This is a genomic window from Methanosarcina sp. 2.H.T.1A.6, assembly GCF_000979455.1.
Classification (GTDB): Archaea; Halobacteriota; Methanosarcinia; order Methanosarcinales; family Methanosarcinaceae; genus Methanosarcina.
The window spans coordinates 15,733-38,058 of sequence record NZ_JJOY01000014.1; the positions used below are offsets into that span (position 1 = coordinate 15,733).

18 protein-coding genes and 1 tRNA gene are annotated in these 22,326 nt (G+C 43.8%); 13 read left to right on the top strand and 6 right to left on the bottom strand.

Annotated elements, in window-relative coordinates; all coding sequences use genetic code 11:
• Complete coding sequence (gene mmcA / locus EO98_RS03690; RefSeq protein WP_235283673.1) at nucleotides 1–1,479, bottom strand: methanogenesis multiheme c-type cytochrome; 1,479 nt, start codon at nucleotides 1,477–1,479, stop codon at nucleotides 1–3.
• A gap of 1,141 nt (nucleotides 1,480–2,620) precedes the next feature.
• Between mmcA and EO98_RS03695 the strand changes: the two genes are divergently transcribed.
• Complete coding sequence (locus tag EO98_RS03695) at nucleotides 2,621–3,646, top strand: FAD:protein FMN transferase (RefSeq protein WP_048141443.1); 1,026 nt, start codon at nucleotides 2,621–2,623, stop codon at nucleotides 3,644–3,646.
• A 92-nt stretch (nucleotides 3,647–3,738) separates the two neighbouring features.
• Here the strand turns inward: EO98_RS03695 and thpR are convergent, their stop codons facing one another.
• The gene (gene thpR / locus EO98_RS03700; RefSeq protein ID WP_082098464.1) at nucleotides 3,739–4,296 is read right to left on the bottom strand and encodes an RNA 2',3'-cyclic phosphodiesterase; all 558 of its coding nucleotides are present in this window, start codon (nucleotides 4,294–4,296) and stop codon (nucleotides 3,739–3,741) included.
• 421 nt (nucleotides 4,297–4,717) lie between these two features.
• Here thpR and EO98_RS03705 point away from each other — a divergent pair, with 421 nt between their 5' ends.
• Both EO98_RS03705 and EO98_RS03710 read left to right on the top strand, forming a co-directional pair.
• Complete coding sequence (locus tag EO98_RS03705) at nucleotides 4,718–5,593, top strand: diadenylate cyclase (RefSeq protein WP_048141445.1); 876 nt, start codon at nucleotides 4,718–4,720, stop codon at nucleotides 5,591–5,593.
• A 275-nt stretch (nucleotides 5,594–5,868) separates the two neighbouring features.
• Entirely contained in the window at nucleotides 5,869–6,588 is a 720-nt protein-coding gene (locus EO98_RS03710) for a DUF1614 domain-containing protein (RefSeq protein WP_048141447.1), read from the top strand.
• Between the two features lie 433 nt (nucleotides 6,589–7,021).
• Here EO98_RS03710 and EO98_RS03715 read toward each other — a convergent pair whose 3' ends face one another.
• The 4 genes from EO98_RS03715 to EO98_RS03735 all read right to left on the bottom strand — a co-directional run bounded on the left by EO98_RS03715 (nucleotide 7,022) and on the right by EO98_RS03735 (nucleotide 14,219).
• A complete protein-coding gene (locus EO98_RS03715) occupies nucleotides 7,022–9,262 on the bottom strand; it encodes an S-layer protein domain-containing protein (RefSeq protein ID WP_048141580.1) in 2,241 nt (746 codons plus the stop codon).
• A gap of 337 nt (nucleotides 9,263–9,599) precedes the next feature.
• Nucleotides 9,600–10,652 (bottom strand): mRNA surveillance protein pelota, encoded by a 1,053-nt coding sequence (locus EO98_RS03720; RefSeq protein ID WP_048141449.1) that lies wholly within the window; start codon nucleotides 10,650–10,652, stop codon nucleotides 9,600–9,602.
• A complete protein-coding gene (rqcH, locus tag EO98_RS03725; RefSeq protein ID WP_048141451.1) occupies nucleotides 10,649–13,021 on the bottom strand; it encodes a ribosome rescue protein RqcH in 2,373 nt (790 codons plus the stop codon). Before rqcH ends, EO98_RS03720 begins: the two co-directional genes overlap by 4 nt.
• Nucleotides 13,022–13,385: 364 nt before the next feature.
• Nucleotides 13,386–14,219, bottom strand: a complete 834-nt coding sequence (locus EO98_RS03735; RefSeq protein WP_048141455.1) for a formylglycine-generating enzyme family protein — start codon at nucleotides 14,217–14,219, stop codon at nucleotides 13,386–13,388.
• A gap of 560 nt (nucleotides 14,220–14,779) precedes the next feature.
• Here EO98_RS03735 and priS point away from each other — a divergent pair.
• The 10 genes from priS (at nucleotide 14,780) to EO98_RS03780 (ending at nucleotide 22,236) form a co-directional block, all read left to right on the top strand.
• Nucleotides 14,780–16,024 (top strand): DNA primase catalytic subunit PriS, encoded by a 1,245-nt coding sequence (priS, locus tag EO98_RS03740; protein ID WP_048141457.1) that lies wholly within the window; start codon nucleotides 14,780–14,782, stop codon nucleotides 16,022–16,024.
• Nucleotides 15,990–16,706, top strand: a complete 717-nt coding sequence (locus tag EO98_RS03745; RefSeq protein WP_048141459.1) for a hypothetical protein — start codon at nucleotides 15,990–15,992, stop codon at nucleotides 16,704–16,706. Before priS ends, EO98_RS03745 begins: the two co-directional genes overlap by 35 nt.
• Before the next feature lie 401 nt (nucleotides 16,707–17,107).
• The gene (locus EO98_RS03750; protein WP_048136241.1) at nucleotides 17,108–17,386 is read left to right on the top strand and encodes a 50S ribosomal protein L44e; all 279 of its coding nucleotides are present in this window, start codon (nucleotides 17,108–17,110) and stop codon (nucleotides 17,384–17,386) included.
• Between the two features lie 6 nt (nucleotides 17,387–17,392).
• The gene (locus tag EO98_RS03755; RefSeq protein WP_048124561.1) at nucleotides 17,393–17,581 is read left to right on the top strand and encodes a 30S ribosomal protein S27e; all 189 of its coding nucleotides are present in this window, start codon (nucleotides 17,393–17,395) and stop codon (nucleotides 17,579–17,581) included.
• A 74-nt stretch (nucleotides 17,582–17,655) separates the two neighbouring features.
• Complete coding sequence (locus EO98_RS03760) at nucleotides 17,656–18,468, top strand: translation initiation factor IF-2 subunit alpha (RefSeq protein WP_048141461.1); 813 nt, start codon at nucleotides 17,656–17,658, stop codon at nucleotides 18,466–18,468.
• A gap of 6 nt (nucleotides 18,469–18,474) precedes the next feature.
• Nucleotides 18,475–18,630, top strand: coding sequence for an RNA-protein complex protein Nop10 (locus EO98_RS17695; RefSeq protein ID WP_082098461.1), 156 nt, complete (start codon nucleotides 18,475–18,477; stop codon nucleotides 18,628–18,630).
• Nucleotides 18,631–18,639: 9 nt separating this feature from the next.
• Nucleotides 18,640–19,410, top strand: a complete 771-nt coding sequence (locus tag EO98_RS03765; protein ID WP_048141463.1) for a proteasome assembly chaperone family protein — start codon at nucleotides 18,640–18,642, stop codon at nucleotides 19,408–19,410.
• A gap of 113 nt (nucleotides 19,411–19,523) precedes the next feature.
• Entirely contained in the window at nucleotides 19,524–20,927 is a 1,404-nt protein-coding gene (locus EO98_RS03770; RefSeq protein WP_048141465.1) for a TIGR00375 family protein, read from the top strand.
• Between the two features lie 200 nt (nucleotides 20,928–21,127).
• Nucleotides 21,128–21,211: transfer RNA gene (locus tag EO98_RS03775), tRNA-Ser, on the top strand.
• A gap of 533 nt (nucleotides 21,212–21,744) precedes the next feature.
• The gene (locus EO98_RS03780; RefSeq protein ID WP_048141467.1) at nucleotides 21,745–22,236 is read left to right on the top strand and encodes a rubrerythrin family protein; all 492 of its coding nucleotides are present in this window, start codon (nucleotides 21,745–21,747) and stop codon (nucleotides 22,234–22,236) included.
• The last annotated feature ends 90 nt before the right edge of the window (nucleotides 22,237–22,326 follow it).

Here is a 22,326-nt window from a genome sequence, read left to right on the forward strand (position 1 = left end):
TTACAGTGCAGGCTCCGTTTCAACCTCTACAGGTTTCGGCCTGGGATAGGTAACAGCGATGCTCTTTGCAGCTGCTGAGTCTCCTCCCGGATCCTCTACATAACCTATAGATGTCCAGTCAATCACGGCTTTGCTTCCATGGCAGTCCTTGCAGGTCAGAGGAGAAGAAATTCCCACATCTTTGCTGACGATGCTATGTGCGACCTGATAATAAAGTTCCGAAGTCCTCAAGACCGCATTCGGATAATCGGGCTTTCCGTCTCCGTTGGCATCGTAAGCCTGCATTTCGTCCACTGTTACTTTACCATCGCCGTCGGAATCCGCTGCCTTCACATACTGTACCGGGATAGGATCTCCAACGGAGATACTTGTGTTCGGGTTTGCGAGCACTTCAGGGTTAGTACCTGCGTCCCACCAGGTTCCGGTAATATTGTTGAACGGGGTGAGCATTACACCGGTGTCATTCCTTGTATCCACGCTTGGCAGGACATCTCCGAAGGTTCCGTTGTGCCAGGCAAGGACAGGCTGGAAGTCTGCTTCCCGGTAAACATCTTCGCGTTCTCCATTCTGCCAGCTGAAAGATTCAAGTGGCTTGCCACCCGGCAGATCTCCTCCAGGAAGCTCAGGGATGTGACATGCTTCACAGGCAAGGAATTCCATGTGAGAGTCAGCAAATGGACCGTGTGATATACCTGCATGGCACTCAGCATCGTCACAACTGCGCATGGTATCATCATAGTGGCTCTCCGGAAGGTCGGGGGAATCAGAAGTGTTTCCACGTCCGATCTGGTGATCAGAGGTTATTATGAAACCTTCAGTGTGGTGACATTCTGCACATTCAACACCTTTTGCTGCATGGACGTCTGACTCTGCATAGGATTCTTCATCGCCCCACATAACAGCCCTCTGTTCTACATCGGTGATGTGGCACTTCTGGGCACAAGAAGACTCCTGAGGAGCCCCGTTTACATTGTCGTGGAAAACGATCAGCAGAGGGTAGGGGGTAAGCAGATTAGCGTTGTAGACAAAAAACTGTATAGGATTGGTCCTTGCAGCAAGGCTGGATTTTGCCATAGCTGCGCTGTTTGCATCATCATATTCTCCCTTTTCGATTTTCTCGGCACGGGCTTCGAAATCGTAGAGACCATACTGCTCATGGCACATCATACAGTCAACGCCAACACCATATTCTGCAAGCGGACCTCCACCAGGATGGTACTTCCCGAATTCTTTGACCCATTCCTCTTCTCCGGATGTTTCAAGATCAAAATTTGTGAGGGGAGACCACCGATCCATATCTACCTGTACATGATAAGAATGATTGACATTTTCGTAGACATCGAAGTGACAGCCTCCACAGACCGTATCGGACCATTCTCCCTTGGTCATGTAGTGGGATGCAATTTGATCATTCCCTGCATATCCAAGAGAAGAATAGGCACCAGCAGCCACGAGAAGCAGCACAGCGACTCCCGACACCAACAGATTTAACCTATTCATAACGACCACATTCTCTTTTTTTGTTCACGTTGTTATGTTCATGCTTGGAAAGAAACAAAGTTCAAATTTCAACAACTTGAAGCTTATATTGAGTAATGAATGAGATTGAAGGATAATTTACGGCTGGATCGTATACGGCCAGGGGTGTACTGCCGTCACTTCCAGGCCTCCAGTGGCATAATCCAGAAACACAAAAGGAAATAATTAACGGAAAACTGAAGCGAGAAGGAACTGGCATGAACGGCTAGCCTAGCTCTTTTTGGCATAATTTGTTCCCCTGAAGGCTTTTTGATCACCGGCTTTTTCCTTTCCTTGCTTTAGATAGCCATTTTACTCCGAAAAACAAAGCTAAATTCCACTTCAACGAAAAATGTTTGCTTGAGGTAATACTTATTTCTTTCGAAATAAGTTTGAGGGAATTGTACAGACATTAATAAAGTAATAAAAATATATACTTAATATATAGTACGTGACGTATATTAATTAAATATATAAAATGTCTGTAATAGAATTTAAAAATTACACTTTTTTAATATATATAGTTTTCCTAAGAAAATATACATGATTATACATTAAAATCAGGAAGGGAATCTACAAAAGTCACCTGGTGAAAAGAATCCTATTAAACCTTCAAAGAAAAGAAAAAAGCCTGTCAGATAAAATAACATGAGGAGTATATAAAAGCAGTAGAAAATGGTCCGAGTAATCAATAATTAGTTATTCATTAACCATTAATCATGAATCAACCAGTAAATAAAAGTGAATTGCCAGTAAATAAAAGTGAATAACTATAGAATGTCCCGCACAGAACAGGGAAAAATGCAGCAACGAAAAATATGATTAAAGAATATAATGAAAGAATATCAAAAGCCTATTGTCAATAAATAGACAGCACAGAAAAACAAAAAAAATAGATCGGAAGAAAGAGTTAAAAAACTGGCTGAAAAACATTGAAAATAAAAAAGCAATCAAAAAAGTAAATAAAAATCAAATTTCACCTTCAATTTCATTTAATTTCACCTTCAATTTCATTTATACCTCGATCCAGTAAAATAAACATCTGGATAGAATAATAAAAATAACCCAAAATTAAAAAACAAGAAGGAAAAATTGATAGAGCATGGATTCAAAATACAAAACACTATTTGCGTTTTTACTGATTATATCCATATTAGTATCAGGCTGCGTGCAGTCTGAACCTGAAGAGGATAGAGAACTTAAGGAGTTTCAACAGACCAGAAGCACTATGGATACTACAGTTACGGTAGCTGTATACGCTTCAAATGACAGCGAAGCTTCGAAGGCTATAGAGGACGCCTTTAGTGAAATATACAGAATTGACGCCCTTATGAGCCCTTCAAAAGAAGACAGCCAGCTTAATATCCTGAATACCAGAGGAGAAGTTGAAAATGCTGACCCTGCTTTTATCTACGTACTGAACCAGTCAAAGTACTATTCAGAGAAAAGCGGAGGAGCCTTTGATATTACCATCCAGCCAGTACTTGACCTATGGAAGAGTAAATTCCTTCCTGAAGGATCACAGAAACCTCCAACTGCAGATGAACTGAACGAAACTCTCAAACTCGTAAACTACTCGGAAATAAGCACAGAAAATGGGAATGCAAGCCTGAACCCCGGGATGAAAGTAGCCCTGGGAGGGATTGCAAAGGGCTACGCAGTTGATAAAGCAATCGAGTCTTTGAAGGAAAACGGGATTGAAAACGCTTTTGTCAACGCGGGAGGAGACGGGAGATACATAGGTCAGAAGCCAGATGGCACTTCCTGGATGGTAGGCCTTCAGAACCCTGACAGAAGCGAACAATATGTTACTGCAATTGAAGCTCGCGATATTGCAGTAGCAACAAGCGGAAACTATGAACGTTACTTTAACGAGTCGGCAAGAGTGTCACACATCTCGGACCCGAGAACAGGATATTCTTCTGAAAGCCTTATTAGCAGCACGGTAATTGCCAGAAACGCTATTGACGCCGATGCTTTTGCAACTGCAGTCTTCGTGATGGGAGAAGAAGAAGGGCTTGAGATGATAGAAAATCTCGAAGGCGTTGAATGCCTTATAATAACCGAAGACCGCAGGCTTGTGTACTCAAGCGGATTCAAAGAATATGAAGCAGAAAGCTATAGCTGAGGTCAGATCAGTGTGAGATGTTGTAGTTAAGACACACAAAAGGAACTGATCAGGGTATGGAGGACTTATACAGTCCAGAGCAAGAAGACCTGTCAGTCCAGGTATACAGTATGCAGGACCTCATAAATGGGACCTTCAGGTGTTAGAGTGCTTTTCTTCAGAAGCACTTTATTTACCTGCATGCTGCCAATTTTTGTATCTTTTAACTCTTTCAGGGCATCTGCAAAAGCATTTTTTTGATCTTTATTCAGGAATTTTACCCTGGCAAGGGTAGCATGAGCAGTAAATGCCCTCCCGTCTTCTTTGAACTTAAAAGGTTTCAGGGCGGTTTCCACATCATCATGAAGAGTCTCGAAGTTTCCTGTTGCCCCCAGCCACAGGACTTTAGGATTCGAAGGCTTTGGGAAAACCCCGATGCCTTCAATTTGTGCTTCGAAAGGCTCACAAGTAAGAGAATCAAGAGCCTCAGCCAGGGGTTTTACCATTGATTCTTCAATATCACCGATGAACTTCAGAGTTATGTGAACTATTTCAGGATTAACAAACTTAAGGTCAAAATCGGAAAATCTCTCCTGGATATGGAGGATTTTTTCCCTGAAACTCGGGTCCAGTTCCACTGCTATAAATGTCCTGATCAAAGCTTTCACCATATAAATTAGAAAAAATAACCAGAAAAATGTTTCTATCACTTTACCGTTCAGAAAAAACAAATTCAGGATGACATTTCCAGAAAAATTGTAAACCCTAGTGATCCGGACTACATTTAAAAAAGGTGAGAAAAATGAATAGCGAGAGTTGAGGAGAAAAATAACAGAGAAAAGAGGAAAAATAGGAGCAATCACAGAACAATTATAATATATCAAATATTACACTACACGGTAAACAGGCCTGTTACGTATTCAATTACCGGTAATGTTAACTCTGAGAACTAATGTGAACCTATGGAAATGATATTAGCTCGAAGAAATAATAATTAACTTAAAAATCAAACAGCAGAATATAAACTAACCTCAGAGCAGAGAAGCAGGACTGCAAATATAGTTGCGTAAAAATAAAAAAGGGGTGGACGACATGGACAGAGCACGTATAATTGCAGAAGCGGCAGCCCGTATTTCCCATGAACTTAATGCTGCCGCAATTATGGTCTCAGGAGATCTGAGCTTTGAGGGAATCGAGACCGGAGGAGTTCCGGTGTATTATATCTCCATGCGCCCGAAAAGTATAATCGATCACCTCGTAGCAACCGGCAAAGAAGGAAAAAGTCCTGTAAAAGAACTCAGCGACCAGCTCAACCGGGAAGCTTCGGGTAACTTTGACCACCTGCAGCATGCTGCAGCCATAGAGTACGTGCTTGAGGGGCCCAAAGGCGGGATTGTTGTCGGTGTTGTCGAAACTCGCGGTTCCAGCTCTATTATAGTCCATAGCCTCGATGAAAACCCTCTGATAAAAGCAATGAAAGAATGTGAAGAGAGGGTCAGGCCTGAAGTCATGAATGCGGTTCTGAAGATTGCTTTTGATATCGCCCTCACGGGCAGGGAAGGAAAAAAAATAGGAGCTGCTTTTATTGTAGGCGATTCCGAAGAAGTTCTGAAACGCTCTCATCAGATAATCCTTAACCCTTATGCAGGCCATGAGGAAATCCACAGAAACGTCCTTGACAAAAAAAACTGGGAATCCATAAAGGAATTTGCCCAGCTTGACGGAGTTTTTGTGATAGATGAGACGGGCATTATCCATGCAGCAGGACGATACCTTGACGTGGATGGGAAAAATATTGATATTGATAAAGGGCTGGGAGGACGGCATGTCTCAGCAGCCGCCATCAGCAGGGATACGGTAGCAATCTCAGTTACAGTATCAGAGTCAGGCGGAGTTCTCAGAGTATACAAAGATGCAAAAGAAACCATCTGCATAGAATCCTTACAGCCTGCTACCAGATACATCTGACCTGGAATGCAGGGAAAATGTTTAGCTGCCTGTTAATTAACTGCTTGTTTTTAAATACCTGTTAATTAACTGCCTGTTTTTAAATACCTGTTTTTAACTACCTGTTTTAAAATACCTGTTAATTAACTGCCTGTTTAAATACCTGTTTTTAACTACCTGTTTATTAGAGCTCTCCGGTGCAGGTATGGAAACTCGAATGAAGATGGATACTCATTAATAAAGAGAATATACATATCTCTTAATATGCAGAAAACCGGAGAACAGAGAGTAATTCCATGAGCAGGCAGATCTTCTACATGCCTTTCAGCCTGAAATTCCTTTTCCTTTTGATTCTCATTCTGATCTTTGGGCTTGGGTCTCTGTTTCTGGGAATTATTGTATCTGCCTTCATGAAAATAGGATTTTCTGCAGAAGACGCACTCTTAATCCTGCTCCTATCCCTCCTTGGAAGCGGGATCAATATCCCGCTGACAACTCTGAGGTCTGAAATCCCGGTCGTCAAGGAAAGTTATATAAAAGTCTTTGGGATTTCCTACCGGATTCCTATCCGGCAGATTGTTAGAAATGAAACGGTACTTGCTATCAACGTAGGAGGGGCAGTTATACCGGTCCTGATTTCTGCTTATCTTCTTGCACAATTCCCTTCTTCCCTCTTTCTTGCAGGAATTGGTGTAGCAGTTGTTGCAGCCATAACCTATTCCGTAGCGAAGCCGATTAGGGGAATAGGAATTGCAACTCCGGCCCTGGTCCCGCCCCTGACAGCTGCCCTTACTGCAATCCTGCTTACTTCGGTAATCCAGATATCTGACTGCCCTGTTGAACCTTGCCGTGTTATCATTGCTTATACGGGAGGAGTGCTTGGGACCCTTATAGGAGCTGACCTGCTTAATCTGGGAAAAATCAAGAAGCTGGGAGCTCCTGTTGCAAGCATAGGAGGGGCGGGTACATTTGATGGGATTTTCTTAAGCGGCTTTATCGCACTTCTTCTTATCTGAAAAAGTAGCCCCTGATTAATTGATGGATATATTCCGGAATCCATGAGGAAAATTTCAGTTTTTTCACCCTGCGCCGCGTGGGGCCCGAACCAGCCGGTCAGGTAAGAAAAACAATCGAAAAACAGAGACCGCAAATGAAAGAAAATATACTGAAGAGATGCTGAAAAAATACCCCCGGAATGGAGAAAATATTTTCCTTGCCGGAAACCGTTTTAAAATTACAGAAAAACAGAAGTCCCTCTGCTAGCTCATCTGGCTGTCAGTTAAAAAAGCAGAAAAAAGACGCCCTAATAAAAAAGAGATTGAGAGAGACAGCTCTCTACAGAGATGACTCTCTATTAGAGAATGACTCTCTACTATATTCCTTACAGATAAATACCCTTTACAGATAAATACCCTTTACAGATAAATATCCCTCAAAGATAATAACAGATTAACTCTTTATTCTAAGAGCCAGACAGACCATAACCCCAAGAATCCCGGAGATTATTCCAAAGCCAGGAAGTTTTGCGGGGGCTTTCTCATCGGCTTTTTCCTCAGGGTAGCTATTGTTATCTTCACCCTCAAGCGCTATACTGGAAGAAGCTGCCCTGTAATCAGATGAGATGTTTTCAGACTCATTTGAACCTGGGACCGTATCTGTCAAGTTGCCCTCTTCTGAAAAAGTGTTATTATCAGCAGGTCCGGCATTTTTGTCTTCAATGACAATATCCGTGGCAGGGAAAATAATGTATCCGCTCGGAGAGGTACTGCCTTTCCCCTTATCTGAGGTCTGGAAATACCAGGAGTCAGTAAAGTAGTTCTTTTTGTCCTTGTCGAGGTTCAAAGTAATCGAATTTGAATTTTTGAGGACAATACCGTCTTTGGAAGTTTCCTTTACTTTAAATCCCTGGATTTCGTCCCCATTTTTAATAATCAGAGTGTTATCCCTGTCGATTAACCAGGTATATTTGAAAACTGCAACAGAATCAGTGGCACTCATAAAAACAGAGTCCACATAGGTAATGAAATAGAGCTGGTCTTTTCCATCTCCGAAGTCTGCTGTTGCGGTAAAAGCCTGGTTTTTTACAGTTCCGTCAGCTTCCATAATTCCGGACTCAAGTTCATTATCTCCTTTGTAAAGAGAGAACCAGACCTTTTTTCCTTCTATATCGATCTGGTTTACTGTTAGAGAATAATCTTTTCCAAGGTCCCAGGCCTCACCGGCTTTGAGCATTTTTTTATCACTGCCGTCCTGGTTGATAACAAGATTTGCAAGCTGACTTGCATCATTTTCAACTGTAATATATTGTTTCCCGAACAAGGCAAGTTTGTAGAAGAACATCCCTCCAAGTTCTGCAGGAGTTGTTCCAGCATCAAGCCCGAGTTCGGAAACAAGTGAATATTTGCTGGAAAACTGCCTTGTGGAATACACAAGTTCTTCTTCACCTATTACGTGGTTCCCTGGATTGCTTTTTCCAAGCTCGTCCTTCCCATCTTTTTCGATGTACTGCAGACGTTCTCCCCACCAGTTATCAGAAGCCACAAAATCCTTGTGTTTGTTTATGGGGTAGACAAAACCGCCAAAAGTAGTAGCATTCCAGCAAAAACCATCGGAAGAAGTCTCATTTGTATCAAGAGGCAAACCTCTCAGGGTATAATTTCCAGGATTGCTCAGTTCTTTTGCAGGGAAAATAATGTATCCGCTCGGAGATGTACTGCCCTTTCCTTCATCTGAAGTCTGGAAATACCAGGAATCTGTAAAGTAAGTCTTTTTGTCTTTATCCAGATTAAGGGTGATTTCCTTTGAGTTTTTGAGAACAATCCCGTCTTTTGAAGCTTCTTTTACCTCAAACCCCTGATACTCATCCCCATTTTTAATAATCAGAGTATTATCCCTGTCGATTAACCAGGTATATTTGAAAACTGCAACAGAATCAGTAGCACTCATAAAAACAGAGTCCACATAGGTAATGAAATAGAGCTGGCCTTTTCTGTCTCCGAAGTCTGCTGTTGCGGTAAAGGTCTGGTTTTTTACAGTCCCGTCAGCTTCTACAATTCCGGACTCGAGTTCATTATCTCCTTTGTAAAGAGAGAACCAGACCTTTTTTCCTTCTATATCGATCTGGTTTACTGTTAGAGAATAATCTTTTCCAAGGTCCCAGGTCTCACCGGCTTTGAGCATTTTTTTCTCACTGCCACCCTGATTGATAACAAGATTTGCAAGCTGACTTGCATCATTTTCAATAGTAATATACGGTTTTCCAAACCAGGGTAACTTATAGTAAAACATTCCTCCAAGTTCTGCAGGAGTTGTCCCGGCATCAAGCCCCAGTTCGGAAACAAGTACATATTTGTTGGAAAACTGCCTTGTAGAATACACAAGCTCCCCTTCACTTATAACATGGTTTCCGGGGTTGTTTTTTCCAAGTTCGTTCTGGCCATCTTTTTCGATGTACTGCAAGCGTTCTCCCCACCAGTTCTCAGAAGCCACAAAATCCTTGTGTTTGTTTACAGGATAGTTAAAGCCTCCAAAAGTAGCTGCATCCCAACAAAAACCATCAGATGAGGTCGCATTGGTGTCAAGAGAACTCCCACAGATAGCCGGGGCTGCAAAGCCTAAAGGAGGGGCCAGCAAACAGATTACAAACGCAATCAAAAGTGAAGACAAAGCTTTTTGGATACCACGATTCATGAATATCATCACTCGTTTTCATTGAAATTTATAAATTAAACCATACATAAGAAGAAACTATAAGCAAATATTGTTATAAATAATAGAGAACGTAACAACAAATAAAGCTGGGTAGTTAATAAATTTTACTAATTTGAATTGAAAAAAAGAAAAATAGTACTAAATAGAACATAAAAACAAAAAAAGAAAATGAATAGCTTCAGTTTATCAGGAAATCGAGGACATAAGACCTTAATAATAAAAAACAAAAAAACAAAAGCAAAATTAAGAAAAGGGGTAAAAAATTAAGCAAATAGGCATGAAGAGTTAAAGAGCTGCAATCACATTCAGTATCTGCTCAGCCCCTGACTCTGAAACGGAGCAGAGCTGCAATTCCTCCCAGTTTGTGAAGCTTTTCCCCAGGCTCAAAGGTCGTGCTGAATACAACAACCTTTCCCTGTGCCTGCTCAACCTCCATAAGAAGTTTGTCGATATCTTCTCCTTTTTCCCGCCCTTCCCGCAGGGTTTCGTCAGCAATGAGCAGGGTTTCGACAGCCCCGTATCCAAGAGCATTTTTAACATCCGCAAAACCATAAGCGGCTTTACCGTCCATTGAGATCTCCCTGATGAGGTCTTCCATGAGAGAGGATTCCCGGGCTATACGGGACTCCTGCATGATTCGGTCCACAGCCCCTCTGCGGAGCACTTCCTGAAAGCCGGACATCCCGATCATTGAAGTATCTTCAGTCAGCGCCTTTGAAGCCATATCAGGCTCAACATCATGGAAATATTTCAGGAAATCTTCTTTGGTAAACCCGGGGCCTGCAATCACTATAGAGGCGTCTTCGGGAACCGCATGCCTGAGCTGTTCAACAAGTTCCCTGAAAAACTCATTCCTGAGCCCGGTCTCTCGCTTCCCGGATGACTGCCGGATATGGGAGTAGATCTCAATTCCGTAGTGGCGCACAAAACCAATGTCTGCATCACCCTCTTCGACTGCCACAAGAACAACTTTAGGGCGTTTTCCGGCCTCTTCGGCATCCTGGATGCGCTGGAGCTGGTCATTTTTCCAGTGCTCCTTGACAATGGAAATATTTGTCCCTATTTCGATATTAAGAGTGTGATAGGAGCCGGTGTCCATCCCCTGCTCTATCGGTCCGTGTATTCGCAGCCTGTTCGCGAATTTGTGGAACTCCATTTCCTCAACCCTGATCCCGAGCCGGACCTTTACTTTCTCGACTTTTTCCGGACGAAGTTTGTCGCTTGCAGAATCAGCTTTCCTTTTGGTAAGGGCAAAGACCATATCGCCTTTTTCAATGATGTATTTCAGATGCCAGAGATCGTCGAGGGTTTCAGCTGTTACGGCAATTTCCCCTTCCCTGCCTTTAAGAGAACGGTTCGTAACCCTCATACCTTTGTCACTCCATGCATTTCAGTTTCCTCTTCACTTCCCTCTTCACTTCCCTCTCCAGACTCCGTTTCAATTTCCACTTCAATATCTTCTCCGGCTTCTTCTCCGAATTCATCTTCAGTTTCTTCCTCATAGCCCTCAGATTCGGCCTCTAGTTCGGAAGCCCCGTATTCTTCTCCTTCAGGCTCGATTCCCTGCCCTTTTCGTTCTGGTTTCTGGGTCCTGAGGTTTGACTCCCCGGCAGGGATCATCATAGCTACCAGGTCAGGGGATGCGATCTGCTTTACAAAGCGAGGGTCACCAAGCTTGTCCGCATAAATCCGGTAGATTTTTTTCGAGATATCATTCTGATTGAATTTGCCCGGAGTAAGTTCAAGGATATAGTCCCCATGCTTCCGGACTGCAGAAGCAGGCCCGCCTATGACCCTTGTCTCGCCTTTCAGCTCAAGCCCGACTGCAACTCCAAGAGGTACATCTTTGAAGTAATTGCGCTCTCCACGGATAACAAATGCCCCCTTTTTCAGGTACTCTCCTGACTCCGGCGTCTTTGTTACCTGTTCAGCTTTAATCCAGTAGCAGTCCCCACTGAACTGCCCGGCTTTCCAGAGGCTCGAATAAGAAACTGCAAACTGTGCAACTTCCTGAAGAGTAGATTCCGGAACCTCCTCTCCTCCGGTTTTAATAACTGTCAGAGGAGCACCCGGGGTCTGTGTATGGAAGACGATATCTCTTTTTTCCATGTATTTTTTGAAAACTTCCTCGTTAGTGTCGGCATCCCTGCCTCCTACAACCAGGAAACCGTCTGAGGATACAAACCACCTGAAACGGTCGTACCAGTGCTTTTTCCGGGACGCCTGCAACTTCCTCCCTGCCTTTGCAGCCTTTGCCGCAGCCTTTTTCGCCATAGCCTTTCTGGTATCCTCAATGGCTTTGAGAGCCCCTTCCCTCTTTTTAGTAAACTTTTTGACCTTCTCGTAATATTCCTGGGCGTTCTGAGGCACGGTCTTCCGGATATCAAGGTTGACGCTCTTGCCGTCAAGCTCAACAGTTACAGTCCCGGTCTTCTGATCAATATTTGTAATCATTTGTGCAGCAGGCACGGCCTTTTTTGCCTGTTTCAGGATGGAACGGATTTCATCCCAGGAATAGCCCTTTGCCCTTGCACCGTTGAGTACGGAAAAAAGCTCTTCGATAATCTGGTAATTGGCGTAGACTATCTCTGCAAGAAGGTTATTTTTCTCAATTTCTTTTTCGAACTTTACAAGGCTCTCTTCCTGCTGGAGAAGCCGCCTTTCGTAAACGCCAAGAGTTTTCTCTTTTTTTTCGGCTTCCTTTACCTCTGCAACCTGTTCCAGAGACTTTTTCCCGAAAAACTCGTCAAGTGCCGTATTAAATGAATCAAAATATTCCTTTTCATATTCAGAATATCGGGTGAGGTCAAAAGGCATCACATCGAATGTTTCGATCTTCCCGTTGATTTCCGTCTTTATATGCTGAGGTCTGAGTCCCGGAACCTGAGTTTCAAGTCCTGCTCGAGTTTCAACTTCTATTTCATTTCCGGATTTGATTTCAACCCCGGATTCAGTTTCAACTCCGGTTTCAGTTTCGATACCTGTTTCTGGCTCAGCCTTTATCTCGCCTTTACCTGCAGTCCTGCCCCTGAACAGCGGGGAAAAGAGGTCCTGCAGCGCATCATGGAGCCTTTCAGCATCCTCTACAATGGCTTCTTTTGCAGGTTTAGCCTTATCAATTCCTGCACGAGCACAGGCCTCTTCTGCCAGGACTCCCCCAAGGTTGAATCTTGTAGCAATGGTCCGGACAATATCGGCGGTCGATTTAGAAAACGCGTCCATAAGGTCCGAAACCTTAGCCTCCACAGGGCTCAACTGTGCCTCAGGAAGCTCATAAATCTCCCCACTCCTCAGCCTGCGGTCCTTCATAGTCACGGGGTTCATTGGCAGGATAATTTTGTTTTCGGAATCCACAATCAGGACGTTTCCCCGAGCGAACAGCTCCACAATGAGGGTGTTTCTGATCCCTCCCCTCTCAATCCCGATCTTCACGATCCTGTCAAAGTCGTGCTGCTCCACGGATACAATCCTGCCCCCCGCCAGGTACTTTCGGAGGAGCATGGGAAAAGCCTGAGGAAGCGTGGGGCTTTCCCTGAAGTGTTTACTTAAATGGATACGCTTCCCAGCCTCAATAAACAGGTTATCCCTACCCTGATGAAAAACGTAAAGGTTGATGCGGATTTCCCCACTTGCGGGCTGGTAGATCTTCCCGATCTTCGCATCAAGAATGGACTTCGGACCCCCTGACAGCTCGGCAACAACTGCAGCAACGTCGGCACTTGACATATCCTGTTTCATGAAGTGGATATAATAGAGGATTCATGTATAAGTCTATTGTCTAGACCGATTAGAGCTTCGGCACCCGAGTTGAGCCACCCGAGTTGAGTCTCGGGATCTCAGGAAATCTGAGATTTTCTGGGAGTTGCACTGCAAGTGCAACAGTACGCGGTCCTTTTCGCTCCTCTCAAGAGGACTTATTGATGGCGACAGTTTTGGAAAAGTTTTGAAAGGGATTAGGGGAGAAGAAAAAAGGATTGAAACCGAAGCAGCCGTAAAAGCCATATTCAACCTATCCTGTCCCGCCCCCCGGCGCGGTTTTTCCGCAATGTAGATTGAAGAAGACACACTGGACATTAGTTGCGAAGGAGTAAAGCTAAGGGGATTACAGTTCCATCAGTAGGCGAAAACCAAGGTTGCCGAAACGACTCTCAGCTTCGCGCTTGAAGCGGCCAGCTGATCGGCAAGATTCAGCACCACAGTACCAGCTGCCCCCACGAGAAACCCGATCGAAGCAATCCTCATCTTCCCATGAATTACCATCAAAAGGAGAATCTTTGTAGTTTTCATGCCATTTATCCTGAACCCATTCCCAGACATTCCCATGCATATCGTAAAGCCCCCAGGAATTAGGCTGCTTCCGGCAAATCGAGTGAGTTTTACGACCTGAGTTTTCAGCGTACCATGCATAATCATTAAGCTTTGACTCATCATCACCAAATGAATACCCTGTTTGTGTACCGGCTCTGCAGGCATATTCCCATTCGGCTTCTGAAGGTAAACGGTACTTATCGGTACTTTCTGTTGCATTCAGTTTTTTAACAAATTCCTGGACATCATTCCAGGAAACCATCTCAACTGGTCGGGCTTCACCCTTGAAGTGTGAGGGATTAGTTCCCATTATATTTTTCCATTGTCTTTGTGTGACCGAAGATTTACCCATGTAGAAAGGATTTTTAATTTTTACTTTATGCACCGGAGATTCGGAATCGGATCTGTCTTTCTCTTCAGAAGGTGAACCCATATCAAATTCCCCGGGCGGGATCAGTACAAATTCCATACCAGTAGAGGAGCTGGCAAAGGTTGCAGGAGTTTCTGAGTATCCAGACTTTGCCACGACATATGAGTCTTCAACAAAATATGAGTCTTCAATTTCTCCCCTTTTCAGATGGCATAGAACTGCGTTAATGTGATTTTTAAGGTTACTTTTGCTTCCCATAAGATCTTCCCCCCAAAAGTTCTTATTTCGGTGTCAGTTTCGATAGTTATTCTGGTTTTTCATGGGCATTGACAGGAACAATTATAGAGATATTATATATATTAATAGGAAATTCATTTCCGGATTTCTTAGTCAATTTGTTTACATTGTATATGAGCTCTTTTTCTTTCTGAGTAAATCCCATCCCGGTTTAACCTATAATGAGTCCTTTCCGCTGACAATATTTACTTTGAACCTACTCTATCTTCGAATCGACTCTATCTTCGAATCGACTCTATATTCGAATCGACTCTATATTCAAGTGAACCGGAAAATCCGAATAATCAGTTGTTCCTGTTAAAGTCCCGATTTTCCTTCCAGGAATGATGTTTATTTCTGTGATCCTGAACTGGTGGTTTTCCAGCAGGCTTTGAAGCCTCTTACCTGGACACAAATTGAGGATAAAAAAACTGTTTTAAAAAAACTCATATAAACAAAAGTAAAATATGAGTTAATCTATCTTAGGAAACCCCAAACCTAAAATCAAACTAAAAGATTCAAAACCCAAATTCCCAAAAACCATGGACCACCGAACCACCCGTTATTTGAAATCCTGTTTTCAGAACTATTATAAAACCGCTGAAATAGTTCTTCCTGACCACCTGCCTAATAGAGAATGGGCTTTCATCTTCTACGATGATATGCCGGAAAAAATGATGCATCGGCACAAGTCTTTCGGTTCTCCGGGAGAGGCTCTTGATTACCTTTACGGCATGGTTCCTGCGCATGTTTACAATTCTACGGCTTACTACGAATACCCTGATGCAAAGAAGATGAATGAGAAAAACTGGCTCGGGGCAGAACTGATCTTTGACCTTGATGCAGACCACCTGCCAAATGCCCCGAATAATTATGCTGATATGCTTGAGCTTGTGAAGAAAGAGACTCTTAAGCTCATAGATTTTCTGTTAGACGATTTTGGAGTTTCAGAACAGGAAATGGAGCTGGTCTTTTCCGGAGGAAGGGGATATCATTTACACGTTACGAATCCGAAAGTTCTGAAGCTCGGGAGTTCAGAGAGAAGGGAAATCGTGAATTATGTGAGCGGAAGGGACATTGATTTCAAGCACTTTTTCAAGGAGATTGCAATGGATGGGGATTTCGGGACAGGCTCAAAGGCATTTAAAGGGATTAAGAACGTGCCTATGAAGTGCACGCTTGTTGGATACGATTCCGGGTGGGGTAAGAGGATTGCGCTTTATCTTACGGACTACATGAAGACTGAGTGTGAAAAAAAGTACAAGAAAGATATGTTTCCCGAACTCCGCAAGCATGAGAAGGTAGGGGATGCCACAATAAAAAAGCTGATTAATATTACGAACAGCGAAAATGGCTTAAAGGACATTCTGGAGAGAGGAAGGCTGGACTTTGACGTAAGAAATTTTAAGGAGATTGCCGCATATTTTATGCAGGAATCAGTTGAGGATTTCCTGAACAGGTTCGGAGCCAGTGTTGATGAACCGGTGACTGCCGACATCAAACGCCTGATCCGTGTACCCGGGTCCCTGCACGGCGGGTCCGGGATGCTGGTTAAGAAGCTTGCTTTTTCCGAGCTGGAAAGGTTTGATCCGCTCAATGATGCAGTTATCTTCAGCGACAAACCAACAAAAATAACCGTTTCAAAGCCTTTCTCAGTACAGCTGAAGGGCAAGGATTTAAGAATAGAAGAAGGCATACAGGAAGTTCCGGAGTATGCAGCCGTATATCTAATTTGTAGAGGTGTTGCGGAGTATGGACATAGAAAAAATCAGCCAAACACTGTATAAGGAAAAAAACCAGACATTGAAAACGATTCAGGCTGATTTTTATCAGGAAGCTGAAAAATACATCCGGGAGCTTGAGAAAGAGATAGGGAAGATTAATAATCCCCGTTCTCCGGAATCAAAGATGCTTAATGACGAGCATGAAAGAGCACTTTCGGACCTTGAGACTATCTTTATGAAAAGGATAGGGAAGGTCATTACCCGGGCAACGATCCAGTCTAACGCTGATAAACCTATTTCAAAGGATCTCGAAAAGCTGCTTCCTGCAGAGAAAATGCTTTATGATCTTGTGCTTCAGGGAATAGAAGCTGCAAAAGTAGAGCTTTTAGGCCCCATTCTTTATCCCGATTCAGGGAAGATTCCGGCCTGGCCCGGGACAGGGGATGCAAGACAGGCATCTGCCGCGGTTCTTGTAGACGCAAAAACAGGCAGGGGAATAACTGTAACTGCCGAAGGGAAGAACACAGGGACAGAGTCGGGCAAAAACAATATAAACGAAGAATATGTTGTTGTCCGAATACTGAAGGACCTGCCTACTTTCACAGGGGCGGACGGCCGGAACTATACGGTCAATGCCGAAAATGTGGTTGTTTTGCCGCAACTGAATGCAACAGGGCTGATAAAGCGGAAAGCAGCAAAACTGATTGCTGCCGGAGAGAAAGGCTCCGGAGAAAAGAATTCCTAAAAGAACTGATTCCTTGAGACATGAAGCTTATTTTAGCCAGAAAAACAGTTGTGGACAGGCATATCAGAGACCCTGTAAACAAAGGATTCATGCCTTATGAAGGAAAAGCACTTCAGGCAATAGTATTAGTATATATATGTGTAGCTATATCTGTGTAGCTTAACCTTGTTAGCGTGCTCTGACCTCGTCTTCAATAGGAGACCGTCACTCAGGATATCGAAACAAAAGAGGTTCAGACGATTTCAAACTTATCAATTAACGCTTCCCAAATTAATAGATTCCCAGGAATTAAACGCCATACGTAACGCCATACGTATATTCAATAAGTATATTTAACAGTGCTTTTCCGCAAAAGCCGGAATATGCACAAAATACCAATAATCATCAAAAAGGTGTAAAGAATGAAAATTCCAAAGAGGTTCAGAACTTACTGCCCGTTCTGTAAGACCCACCAAGAACACGTAGCAGAGAGGGTAAAGAAGGGCCAAGCTTCATCAATGACTCACATTGCAAGGCAAAAGAAAAGACAGCAAGGCATAGGAAACAGCGGAAAGTTCTCAAAGGTGCCCGGTGGCGACAAGCCAACAAAGCGCATCTGGCTCAGATACCGCTGCACCGTATGTAAGAAAGCCCACCAGAGACCCTGTTTCAGGGCAAAGAAGTTCGAGTTCAAGGAGTAAGATAAAATGATAGACTACACCCAGCGACCAAAAAGCAGGTTCCTGCGCGTAAAGTGCAACGACTGCGAAAACGAACAGATCATATTCGGAAGCGCAAGCCGTAAAATTACCTGCGTAGTCTGTGGAAGGACCCTTGCCGAACCAACCGGTGGAAAATCAACAATTACCACTCACATCCTGGAAGTACTTGAATAACCGTATCAGGGAAAGCACTTAACAGGAATAGAGTATAGAATAATTTAGAGAACAAAAATTGAGAAGTGGTACGAATGGGAAACGATAACTGGCCTGAAATCGGAGAATTTGTTGTCTGTACGGTGAAGAATGTAACTGATTTCGGAGCCTACGTCGAGCTTGAAGAATTCGGAGGAAGGGAAGGTTTCATCCATATCTCCGAAATAAAAGCAGGCTGGGTCAAGTACGTCAGGGACTACGTAAGGGAAGGGCAGAAGATTGTCTGCAAGGTTCTGAACGTGGACCCTTCCCGAGGCCACATCGACCTTTCGTTGAAAGACGTAAATGAGCACCAGCGGCGGGCCAAGATCCAGGATTGGAAGAATGAGCAGAAAGCCACCAAGTGGCTCCAGTTCGTGGCCGAAGAGACCGAGAGCGAGGGCGATGAAATTGGCCTGCAGGCTCTGCATGAAAAACTTGTAGAAGAGTTTGGAAGTGCATACGCCGCCTTCGAAGAAGCAGCTGTTGAAGGGGAAAGCGCCTTTAAAGGGCTCAAAGTCAACAAAAAATACTTACAGAGCATAATCAAAATCGCAGGAGAAAATATCAAACTGCCCTTCGTGGATATCGCAGGGTATGTGGATCTGACCTGCAATCTTCCAAATGGCATAGAGGTCATAAAACAGGCCCTTCATGCTGCAAATTCCATCAGTGATGTTGATGGGGAAGATATAAAGCTCGAAGTAAGTTACACAGGGGCTCCGAGATATAGAATCAAGGTAATAGCTCCTGACTATAAGAAAGCCGAATCAGTCCTTAAAAAATCCGCTCAGACAGCAGTAGACACTATTGCTAAACTTGGCGGACATGGGATTTTCAAGCGGCATATCGAATCAGCAAAGGCGTGATAACCTTTGGGACAAAAGATCCGCAAATGCAAAAATTGCGGCAGGTACACTTTAAGGGAAAAATGCCCGGCTTGCGGGGGAGAAGTCTTACCCGCGATCCCGGCTCGCTTTTCTCCTAAGGACCCTTATGGCAAGTACCGAAGACTGGCAAAGAAAGGATAAGGGATTTTTATGCAGCAAAGTACACTTGTCCGCCTGAAAGAAAAACTTGAGCTCAAAACCCCCATAATGGTAGTTGGACTTCCGGGAGTAGGGCTTGTTGGCAAGCTGGTGGCAGAGCATCTGGTAGACGAACTTGGGGCTGAAAAGATTATGGAGGTTTATTCTCCGCATTTTCCACCCCAGGTCCTTATCAATAAAGATTGTACTGTCCGTCCGGTAAGCAACACCATATACCACGGGAAAGTAAACGAAACTGATGTTCTTTTTCTTGTAGGGGACCACCAGAGCACTACTTCACAGGGACATTACGAACTCTGCTCTCTTTATCTGGACATTGCAGAGGAACTTAAAGTACCCAGAATATACACCCTCGGGGGCTACCCTACAGGCAAACTCACCTATGAAGAGACAGTCCTTGGGGTTGCCAACAGCACGGAACTGATCGAAGAGATTAAAAAATTCGGGGTCGAGTTCAGGGAATCGGAGCCAAGCGGGGGAATCGTAGGAGCATCCGGTCTGCTTGTGGCTTTCAGCAGGATGAGGGGCATAGATGCTGCTTGTCTTATGGGAATGACGCCAGGATACCTGATGGATCCCAAAAGTGCCCAGTCTCTTTTGAAGGTGCTGTGTAATATGTTCGGGATCGAGGTAAACACAGACTCCCTTAAGAAAAAAGCAGAGGAAATGGAAAGTATCCTCGAAAAGTTGAAAGAAAAAGAAGAGCAGCAGAACTTCCCAGAAGTTAAACCCACGGAAGAAGACCTGCGCTACATAGGATAAATACATAGATAGGGAAGTTCCAGGTAGAGAATACGCGGATAGAGAATCCGGATAGAGAAATACATATTTAAGGAACCTGAAAGTTAAAAACGATTCTGGCGAAAGGTTCGGAAATGAAAGTCAATGCAGACCTCCATCTCCACTCAAAGTACTCGATGGCGTGTTCGGGGAAGATGGAACTACCCACAATTGCTAGTGAAGCTTCGAGAAAAGGGATGGAGCTTATCGGTACAGGGGACTGCACTCATCCGAAGTGGCTGGAAGAGATAAAAAAAGCAGCTATTTCAGACGAAGAAATCCGAATAGGAAATATATGTTTTATACCCACTACCGAGGTCGAGGATATCGACCGGGTACACCACCTCCTGATTTTACCTTCTATTTCAAAAGCCGAAGAGCTGGCAGAAAGAATTGCCCCTTTCGGAAACCTTGAAGCAGATGGGCGCCCATCAGTTAAGCTGGATGGCTGTGAAATTGCAGAGATTGCAAAAGATCTTGGAGCTCTTATAGGCCCCTGTCATGCTTTCACACCATGGACTGCTCTTTATGGCTACCATGACAGCCTGGAAAGCTGCTATGGGGATATGACAGAATATGTCTCTTTTGTTGAACTTGGCCTGAGTGCAGACAGTAATTACGCGGACAGGATTGAGGAACTGCACCGACTGACCTTCCTTACGAACTCTGATGCCCATTCCCCTTCTACCAACAAACTGGCAAGGGAATTTACTCAGTTCAATGTTCCGGATATTACTTTTGAAGGCATCAAGAAAGCAATTCTCAGGAAGCAGGGATACGGAGCTACTCTGAACGTCGGTTTTTTCCCTGAAGAAGGAAAGTACAACCGGTCTGCCTGCGTCAAGTGCTTTACTCAGTATCCGCTGCCGGAAGCCGAAGCTAGAAGATGGCGCTGTCCGATATGTAGAGGCATTATAAAAAAAGGAGTGGCTGACCGGGTCAACGAACTTGCGGATTTTGAAAAACCCGAGCATCCTGACCACCGACCTCCTTATCTTCACCTGATCCCTCTTGCAGAGATCATACAGATGTCACTCGGCCACGCAAGCGTCCAGACAAAAGGCGTAAAGACTGCTTGGGAAACCATTGTCGGGCATTTCGGAAACGAGGTTGAAGCCCTTATCTATGCAGAACCGGAAGCCCTGAAAATAGTGGATGACAGGATAGTAAACGCAATTCTCGCTTTCAGGAAGGGCGATGTTATAATCCACCCCGGCGGAGGTGGCCAGTACGGCTGGCTCGAACTGCCCGGCCACCTGAAAGCAGAAAAACCCGGACCTGTAGAAAAAGGCGCCGAGGAAAAGAAAAAAGCCTCAAAAATAACAAAAAGAGAGATAGGAAAGCCAAGAACTCAGATATCATTTTCTGACCTTGAGAGAAAAAAATTCGCAGAAACAGTCGAAACTGAAGAAGAAAAGACAGCAAGAGCGAGTAAAAAATGGCCAGAGAAAGAGAATCAGGAAAAACCTGCAGGTCAGAGGTCACTTTTTGATTTTTAAAATCCGAGAGTCGCTGAGAATAAAATATATAAGATAGAAAGTCTATTCACTTAACTCTGCACCAAAAACGTCGGGTACTGCCCGGGAACGTCCTCATTATTTAAAATCCATCTAACATTTAAGCTAACGTTTAACATTAAAGCGAAGTTTAACATTTAAGCTAACGTTTAAGCTAACCTAAAACGTTCTTAAAGCAAAATGCCCAGGTAGTCTAGCGGTAGGGCGACGGTCTCGAAAACCGTTTCTTCTTTGGGAGAGCGCAGGTTCGAATCCTGCCCTGGGCGTAACCCTCTTATTAAAACCTTATTAAAACCTCTTTTTAGAAAAACAGGTGTTGCCTGATTAATTTGTTAATCCATTCCGGAACCCCCGAGGAAATCGGTCAGTTTTCTCCCCCTGTGCTGCACGGAGCCTGAGCCGGCCTGCCAGCCAGAATAAATAATTTCCTAACTCAGGAAACCATTTTCAAGAATGTAGGTATAAACGCTTCCTCCAGCTTGCCCACAGCCCTACAAAAAAAGAAGTGAGTACCGGGTTTTTCTAACACTATTAATATTTACTTTTTTATGTCACTTTTAATTTCTTGCTATTATTTTCTTCCTTCTCTTCTTTTTTGTTGGAAAGACCGCTCTCCTGCGTCGAGCGTGAAAAAGACACAATACAACGAATGACGTTGTATGGGGAAGAAATTCTTGTAATTCACTCCTTTAGTCCACTTGAGTGAGCGAAGCTCACTGTTCTTATGGGCGTTAAGAATAATAGATATGCCCCCAGTAAATAGGGTGAAAAAAAGATTTCAAATTAAGGGGAGATATGCATGAGTTCCAAAGACAACCTTAAGGCTGCATTTACTGGCGAATCAATGGCAAACAGGACATACCTGGCCTTTGCGAAGAAAGCAGACGAGGAAGGGTATCATCAGATAGCCAAACTCTTTAGAGCCGCTGCTGCTGCGGAAACAGTTCATGCTTTCAATCACCTCCAGCGTATGGGAGGGATTGGAACTACAATGGATAACCTGAAAGAGGCCGTTAACGGCGAAACATACGAATTTGAGACAATGTACCCCACTTTTATAGAGGAAGCAAAAACAGAAGGGGACAACAGGGCTCTCTGGAGCTTTGAAGTGGCAAATAAAGTAGAAAAGGTTCATGCAAGACTATATGAAAAAGCCCTGGAAGAAATAGGGAATAATAAAGAGGTTGATTATTACGTCTGCGGGGTCTGCGGACATACTATTGAAGGTGAACCTGAAGGGAACTGTCCGATTTGTGGGGCACCTGCATCCAAATTCAATAAAATTGACTGAAAACCGATTAAGACAACAACATTTCAGACGGTCAGGGAAATCCATCGAGAGCTAACAGATAAGAAAAAAGCTCTCCATTTACTTTTTTGC

Excerpts from the sequence above, each read along its gene's own strand:
- EO98_RS03745 (WP_048141459.1), top strand. The coding sequence starts at position 15,990 with ATGGACATAGAAAAAATCAGCCAAACACTGTATAAGGAAAAAAACCAG.
- EO98_RS03695 (WP_048141443.1), top strand. The coding sequence starts at position 2,621 with ATGGATTCAAAATACAAAACACTATTTGCGTTTTTACTGATTATATCC.
- rqcH (WP_048141451.1), bottom strand. The coding sequence starts at position 13,021 with ATGAAACAGGATATGTCAAGTGCCGACGTTGCTGCAGTTGTTGCCGAG.
- EO98_RS03735 (WP_048141455.1), bottom strand. The coding sequence starts at position 14,219 with ATGGGAAGCAAAAGTAACCTTAAAAATCACATTAACGCAGTTCTATGC.
- EO98_RS03780 (WP_048141467.1), top strand. The coding sequence starts at position 21,745 with ATGAGTTCCAAAGACAACCTTAAGGCTGCATTTACTGGCGAATCAATG.
- EO98_RS03715 (WP_048141580.1), bottom strand. The coding sequence starts at position 9,262 with ATGAATCGTGGTATCCAAAAAGCTTTGTCTTCACTTTTGATTGCGTTT.
- EO98_RS03705 (WP_048141445.1), top strand. The coding sequence starts at position 4,718 with ATGGACAGAGCACGTATAATTGCAGAAGCGGCAGCCCGTATTTCCCAT.
- EO98_RS03750 (WP_048136241.1), top strand. The coding sequence starts at position 17,108 with ATGAAAATTCCAAAGAGGTTCAGAACTTACTGCCCGTTCTGTAAGACC.
- priS (WP_048141457.1), top strand. The coding sequence starts at position 14,780 with ATGGACCACCGAACCACCCGTTATTTGAAATCCTGTTTTCAGAACTAT.
- EO98_RS03770 (WP_048141465.1), top strand. The coding sequence starts at position 19,524 with ATGAAAGTCAATGCAGACCTCCATCTCCACTCAAAGTACTCGATGGCG.
- EO98_RS03765 (WP_048141463.1), top strand. The coding sequence starts at position 18,640 with ATGCAGCAAAGTACACTTGTCCGCCTGAAAGAAAAACTTGAGCTCAAA.
- EO98_RS03710 (WP_048141447.1), top strand. The coding sequence starts at position 5,869 with ATGAGCAGGCAGATCTTCTACATGCCTTTCAGCCTGAAATTCCTTTTC.
- thpR (WP_082098464.1), bottom strand. The coding sequence starts at position 4,296 with ATGGTGAAAGCTTTGATCAGGACATTTATAGCAGTGGAACTGGACCCG.
- EO98_RS03755 (WP_048124561.1), top strand. The coding sequence starts at position 17,393 with ATGATAGACTACACCCAGCGACCAAAAAGCAGGTTCCTGCGCGTAAAG.
- EO98_RS03760 (WP_048141461.1), top strand. The coding sequence starts at position 17,656 with ATGGGAAACGATAACTGGCCTGAAATCGGAGAATTTGTTGTCTGTACG.
- EO98_RS03720 (WP_048141449.1), bottom strand. The coding sequence starts at position 10,652 with ATGAGGGTTACGAACCGTTCTCTTAAAGGCAGGGAAGGGGAAATTGCC.